5 protein-coding genes are annotated in these 7,136 nt (G+C 34.2%); 4 read left to right on the top strand and 1 reads right to left on the bottom strand.

Features of this window, described 5'->3' with window-relative positions; genetic code table 11:
* Positions 1-99 precede the first annotated feature (99 nt).
* From MODO_RS13100 to MODO_RS13090, 4 genes are all read left to right on the top strand, one after another.
* Entirely contained in the window at positions 100-1,269 is a 1,170-nt protein-coding gene (locus MODO_RS13100) for an IS4 family transposase (RefSeq protein WP_006258819.1), read from the top strand.
* 73 nt (positions 1,270-1,342) lie between these two features.
* The gene (locus tag MODO_RS19075; RefSeq protein ID WP_369688290.1) at positions 1,343-1,549 is read left to right on the top strand and encodes a type II toxin-antitoxin system RelE/ParE family toxin; all 207 of its coding nucleotides are present in this window, start codon (positions 1,343-1,345) and stop codon (positions 1,547-1,549) included.
* Positions 1,550-2,113: 564 nt separating this feature from the next.
* Positions 2,114-3,322: a PepSY-associated TM helix domain-containing protein gene (locus MODO_RS13095; protein ID WP_016649070.1), complete on the top strand. Its 1,209-nt coding sequence runs from the start codon at positions 2,114-2,116 to the stop codon at positions 3,320-3,322.
* Positions 3,323-3,333: 11 nt separating this feature from the next.
* Positions 3,334-5,457, top strand: coding sequence for an outer membrane beta-barrel family protein (locus tag MODO_RS13090; RefSeq protein ID WP_059051196.1), 2,124 nt, complete (start codon positions 3,334-3,336; stop codon positions 5,455-5,457).
* 99 nt (positions 5,458-5,556) lie between these two features.
* Here MODO_RS13090 and MODO_RS13085 read toward each other — a convergent pair whose 3' ends face one another.
* A complete protein-coding gene (locus MODO_RS13085; RefSeq protein ID WP_059051193.1) occupies positions 5,557-7,032 on the bottom strand; it encodes a DASS family sodium-coupled anion symporter in 1,476 nt (491 codons plus the stop codon).
* Positions 7,033-7,136 lie beyond the last annotated feature (104 nt).

The raw sequence follows: 7,136 nt of genomic DNA, 5'->3' as shown, positions 1-7,136 counted from the left end.
CAATAGCGTCCTAAACATTTAAAAAAAGGCACAAAAAAAGAGAGTTAATTTCGGATCTCAAATTATCTTTGAGTTGCACACCTAAAAAAGACTCTCTCGATGGTAAATATAACACTGTTTTCACAAATAATAGCAAAACTTGATCGTTCAAAATTCAAAAAAATCGTAAAAGAAAAACAGACAGACAAACACAACAAAGGATTTAATAGTTGGAGTCACCTTGTCTCTATGTTATTTTGTCATTTTGCCCGTAGCAAATCTGTTCGTGATATTAGTAATGGACTTCGTTCAGCCACAGGCAACCTAAATCACCTTGGTATAGATAGAGCACCATCTAAATCCTCAGTAAGTTATCAGAACATAAACAGAACTCATAAACTTTTTAAAGAGTATTATTTTGTTTTACTTCAAAGTTTAGGACAGCACCCCAAATTTAAACAAGTGAAGTTTAGAATCAAGTCAAAAATCTTACTATTGGACTCCACCACAATATCACTATGCTTGAGCATCTTTGATTGGGCTAAATACAAAACCAATAAAGGAGCAGTTAAAATGCACACATTACTTGATTTTGATGGAAATCTACCAGCTTATATCAATATTACTAATGGTAAAACAGCTGATAATAAAGGAGCTTATGATATTCCTTTACTTAAAGGTAGTGTTATAGTTGCCGATCGTTTTTATAATGATTTTAGCCTTTTAAACGTTTGGGACAGCAAACAAGTATTCTTTGTCATTAGACATAAAGACAACTTAAAATTTGAAACAATTAAAGAGTTGGAACTACCTGAGAATAGACATCAAAATATTTTAAAAGATGAGATAATTACTTTAACTAATAGTAACTCAAAACAACTATATCCTAATAAACTAAGACGAGTAGCGGTATGGGATCAAGAAAATGAGCAAGTTATAGAGCTTATCACAAATCAATTTACTTGGACTGCTAATACAATTAGTGAGCTTTATAAAAGTAGATGGATGGTGGAAATATTCTTTAGAGACCTTAAACAACTTCTACACATTAAGTCTTTTATAGGAACTTCAGAAAATGCTGTAATGATACAAATTTGGACTGCACTTATCACTATTTTAATACTGAAAGCTCTACGTGCTCAGTCTCAATTTGGTTGGCATTTATCTAATTTAGTCGCTTTTATACGTCTAAACCTTTTTGTTAAAATTGAACTGCAAAAATGGTTAGATAATCCGATAAATGAGGTAGAAAAACCCCCTCCAAAATTGATACAGGGGGTTCTGTTTTAAATTTTATCGAAATATCATCTATAACCTACTAAAATGGGAGGATATTTTATGCCTTAAATTTATTTAGGACGCTATTGATTATACTCTATTAATTGAAACTTGTCAGAAAATAACCAATAATCCAACTCTTGGAAAAAGTTACGCCAGGATAAATACACATCTCTTAGGTTTTGCTATAGGTAAACATATTATATTCTATCAAATACTACAGAATAAAGATATTTTAGTCATTCGCTTCTTACACGAACGAATGGACTTAAAAAACATTTTGAAAGAATAGTACTGATATAATTACATTCTCCAAGTCTACCTAACAAGAACTATCCTCCTATTAAAAAGTAACTAAATCGTCTTTTACTTCTTCTTCTATTAGGACTCTCGTTAGCTTTATTAAAAAAGATAAATACAATGACAAAATCAAAAGACGAGAGTCAAAATTCATAAATCCACCTTTCAACTATTTTCTTACAGATACACTATTTCTTAATTAAATCCTTTTAAAACACTGTATTATAGACTTTTAAACCTATATTCAAAATTAGTGATTTTTCAATTATTCCTTTCTCTTTAAACCTATAAGTCTGATAGGTAAACTTAAAATTGCAATAGGCATTTAGATGAAAAGAGCTATGCCTTAGAATTACTTTGTAGTATTTATCTAATGTGGATATTGGGTTAAACTAACTAACTATAAAAACCTACAAAATATTGTTTACACCTACTAATAATCAACTTATTATAAAATACTTCTCATTTAGGACAAACTTATACTTAGAATGATTATAAATAATTATATATTTGCGACACCCTAATTATATTTATTAAATCTAAATAATTGATTATTATGCAAACTGATAAGCCCAAGAAAACCAAGGGGATTTTCAAAAAGTATATGCTTAAACTCCACTTGTGGTTAGGACTACTGTCAGGTATAATTGTACTTATCGTATCACTTACAGGAACTGTTTTTGTCTTCAACGAGGATATCTCTACCTATCTTAAACAAGACATGATCTATCATGGCGAACAAGATATTGAAAATAAAAAACCGATTCCTATTCGTGAACTAAAAGAACTAGTTAATGCACAATTAGTTAACGAAGAAGTTCCAGCAGAGGAAGTAACAATCCCAATGGATCCTACTCGTTCTTATCAATTTGGATTGTTTAAAGCCAATCCGGAAGGATGGAATTATTTCGATACTTATCTCGTTTTTAAAACAGTCTATGTCAATCAGTATACAGGAGAAGTAATTGCTGTCGATGACCTATTGAAAAGCCCTTTCTTCTTCACTATGATTCTTCACCGCTCATTACTTTTGAGTAATGCTGTAGGAGGTACTATAGTAGGTGTAGCTACTATAATCTTTGTGATTATGCTAATCACAGGGATTATACTATGGTGGCCTAAGAATAAGAATATGCGTAAACAACGCTTTTGGTTTAGATGGAAGAAAGTAAAAGGTTGGCGCCGTAAAAATTATGACGTTCACAATATACTTGGATTTTACTCTTCGGCTCTAGCTTTAATAGTGGCTATTACAGGGATTATGTACTCTTTCCGTATTACTATGAGTTGGGTCTACTTCTTAATCAACGGGTTTTCTATGTATGCACCAGACTTTAGTCATTATAAGACTACAGCTCCTGAGTCTATGGAAACTCCAACAACAGTAGATCGCATAGCTGCAACTGTAAAAGAGCACTACCCTAATGCTTTCTCCTTTGGTATTGACTTAGAAGATCATGAGAACGCTGATCATCATCACGATAATATGACCATTCGCGTTAAAGATCACGAATTCAAATATAATGACTCACATACCATGATATTTGACGAACACTCTGGAGAGCTATTGTTCAATAGATCTCATGGAGAACGATTATTAGCAGAACGAGCTACTGGTGCTACTTATGATTTGCACGTAGGAGCTTTCTTTGGTATGCCTGGAAAAATAATTGCTTTTATCCTTAGCTTATTCTGTGCCTCTCTTCCTATTACAGGTTTTGTTATCTACTGGGGAAGACGCAATAAAAAAAAGACTACTAAATAATTTTTAAAACAATGAAAAGACCATATATATGGCTGCTATCACTATGCAGCCTGGGTACCTATGCCCAAACAGAAGCACAATTAGACAGTATACTCAACGCATTTAATACAAACCTTGGCGAAGTATTAATCACTACTAAAGCTCCTGTATTCCAACAGAAAGCTGACAAAATGGTGTTTAGTGTAGAGAATAGTGCTTTATCAGATGGAAGTACAGTACTTGAAGTTCTTGGAAGAGCTCCAGGAGTGGTTGTATCTCAAGAAGGTGAATTGTCTCTGAGAGGTAAAAAAGGAGTTAGTGTAATGCTAAATGGAAAACTGAGTTCTCTATCTGCAAAAGAACTAGCTAACCTCTTGAGATCAACCAACTCTTCTCAAGTTAAAAATATAGAGATTATCGCTAACCCATCTGCTAAATATGATGCTGCTGGTAATGCTGGTATTATCAATATTGTATTAAAAAAGTATAAAATGGAAGGGCTGAAAGGAAGCTCTTTTGTCAATGCAGGTCGAGGACGTAAAAACCGCCTTAATGCAGGATTTAATCTAGGGTATACGCATGAGAAACTAAGTCTATTTGGAGACTATAGCTATACTTTTAGAGGGGAAGAAGAACACAAGCATTATCTTCAAGACTTCTACAACACTACTAATCCTTCTGTGATAGACCGACACAGTGAACAACGCTTCACTAGTAATGAGCCTCTTACTTCTAATAACTTCAAATTTGGAGTGGATTACGCTCTATCTTCTAAAACAACTGTGGGCTTCTTATTCGATGCTAAAATCGGGAGATATGAAGATTATTCTAAAGGATATAATATGATATATGCTCCTGTAGAAACATTGAATTCACATGTTAATACAGACAACGGAAATAAAGAGCATTGGTATGATTACACATTTAACTTAACTGCCACTCATTTATTCAATGATAAGGGTAGTAAAGTAGATGTAGATTTAGAATATGAGACTTCTAAGTTTAGATCTGAACAATCTCAATTAGCTGACGTTTTATTAAATAACTCAAATGCTTCATATAGAAATAGACGCGGATATATTCCTTCACAGTTTAAGGTATTTAATGGTAAATTAGACTTTACCTTACCTCTTGATGATAAGCACGCTTTAGAGACAGGATGGAAGTCAATTGTCAAATCAAATGACAACCCATCTGTTTATGAATTCCAAAATAACTCAGGGTGGGAAGTAGATCCTGCTTCAACAAATCACTATAAATACAATGAACAGATACACGCTGCTTATGCTAACTACAAGCTTAGTTTAGAGCATTGGAGTTTTCAGGTAGGATTGCGTTCAGAGTTTACACAAACCGAAATAGACCAAAAAACAACTAAAGAATACAGTAAAAACGATTATACTAAACTATTCCCTAGTGCCTCTATCAAGTACGAAACAGATAACGCACATGGCTTCTATGCTTCGTATAGTAAACGTATTAATAGACCGAGTCACTTTGACTTAAATCCATTCCGTTTTTACGATGATCCTTTTAACTATTGGCAAGGGAATCCTAAGTTAAAACCTGAGATAACACACGCTTCTGAAGTAGGATATACATGGAGTAAGTACCTTATCGCAAATGTGTACTTCAGTGTGACGAACGATGTGATGACCAATGTGTATAATTACCAAGCAGATACAGGTATCTTAGTAAGTACTCAAGAAAACTTAAACAAATCTTATCACTATGGTGCGAATGTAACAGGTACAGTAAGCCCTACAGAATGGTGGTCTATGAGTAATATGTTTAATTTGTTTAACAACAAATATGAAGGAAACTATCAAGGAACAGAAATCAACAGTTCACAAGTAGCTTTCACTTTTAACTCTCAAAACAACTTTACCATTATTAAAGGATTAAAAGCCGATGTCAATGCACAGTATTTCTCTAAGTCAAACTTAGGTCTATACAAAAGAGACAGTTACTTTGACTTAACAATCGGTTTATCTAAAGCCCTATTAGAAGACAAAGCAACTATTAAACTAGCTGTAACAGATGTTCTAAATACTGTGAACTATAATGTAATAGGAGATAACTTCAATTCTAATATTCGCAAGAAATATGATCTAGATAGTCGAATAGCTACTTTATCATTTAACTATAAGTTTTAATCTAATTAAGGAGATTCTATCTCATTATACTTCATTGATTTATACACAAAAGCCAGTCAATCTCGACTGGCTTTTGCTTATATAATAAGTCTTATTCTCTTACCAATACCCTAGTGCTTTCCACCATAGGCCTCCTACTAGAATAAATATAATTAGGTTAACCACACTAGTTACAAAACCTACTTTCCACCATTCTCCTAATGTTGTATATCCTGTTCCGAAGATAATCGGGGCTGTACCTGTACCATAATGTGTAAGTGACATCATTATAGATGATGAGAATCCTAGTACTAATGCCCATAACATCTCAGGTGCTCCAAGAGCTATACCTGCTGCGAAAAAGGCTGCAAACATCGCTGTAATATGCGCTGTAGTACTTGCAAAGAAATAGTGAGAATATACATATACTAGAAGCAGTATAAGCGTAGCTGGTATCCACGATAATCCTAATCCTGCAATACCTTTTCCTACTGTTGTAGCGAGCCATCCTACTAGACCTAGTTTACCTAAGAAACCTGCCATCATTACTAAAGCTGCAAACCATACTATCGTATCCCAAGCCCCTGTATTTTTTAATATATCTTCCCAAGTTAATACACCTGTGACAATAAGAATTCCCAATCCTAAGAAAGCTGCCGCTGTTGGTTGAACAGCAAAAGTATCTCCAAAAATCATTGCCGGAACTCCTGCCCATAACAATAACAAGGTGGTAAACACTCCCATTGTAATATACTCAGGTAAAGAAATAGGCCCTAACTCATCTAATTGCTTTTTAGCAAATACTGGAGCATCAGGTGTTTTCTTTATCTCTGGTGGATAAATCATATAAATCACTAAAGGCATCACGATTAAAGCTACTAAACCTGGTACTAAAGCTGCTAGTGCCCACATTCCCCATGTTATAGTGATTCCAGCAGTAGTACCTGCTAGCACCAAACTAACAATTAATGGATTAGGAGCTGTAGCGGTAATAAACATCGCTGAAGTAATAGGATTGGCATTATAGTTCACTAGTGCTAAATAACGTCCTATCTTTTCAGCAGACCCTTTCTCTGGTCTAGAGCCAAAACTCACTGCGATAGAACGCATAATAGGGTGTATAATTCCTCCTCCCCTTGCGGTATTACTTGGTGTTACAGGAGCTAAGATTGTTTCGGCAAAAGACAGTGCATACGCAATCCCTAGTGTTCTTTTACCAAACAAGGAAATAAGGAAATATCCTATTCTAGCACCTAAGCCTGTTTTCTTTAAACTTATAGAGATCATCACTGCTACTCCAATAAGCCAAATTAAATCATTTGAAAAACCACTTAAAGCATCTGCTAAAGCTGCTTTAGAGTTATCTGGATTAGTTACACCTGTTATGGCTACTAAGGCTATCGCTACAATAGACACTGCTCCGATAGGTAGCGCCTTTCCAATAATAGCTGCGATAGTTCCAACGAATAATGCTAACAACTGCCACGCATTAGGACTAACGCCTTCTGGAACAGGGATAACAAACCAAATAATTAAAGTGATAGCGACCGCGATTAACGCTGGTACGGGTTTGATAGGTTCTAATTTACTTGCCATACGAGTAATTGATTTCTGTAGTAAGTTATAATCCCCAAATGAGTAAATACAATCTTAGTATAAAAGGGATATTTTTCACTACTTTTATTTATAATCTAAAATCA

It is taken from the genome of Myroides odoratimimus, from assembly GCF_001485415.1.
In the GTDB taxonomy this organism is placed as follows: Bacteria; Bacteroidota; Bacteroidia; order Flavobacteriales; family Flavobacteriaceae; genus Flavobacterium; species Flavobacterium odoratimimum.
Note: the sequence above shows the minus strand (reverse complement) of the source record. Positions and strands in the feature narration are given on the sequence as shown.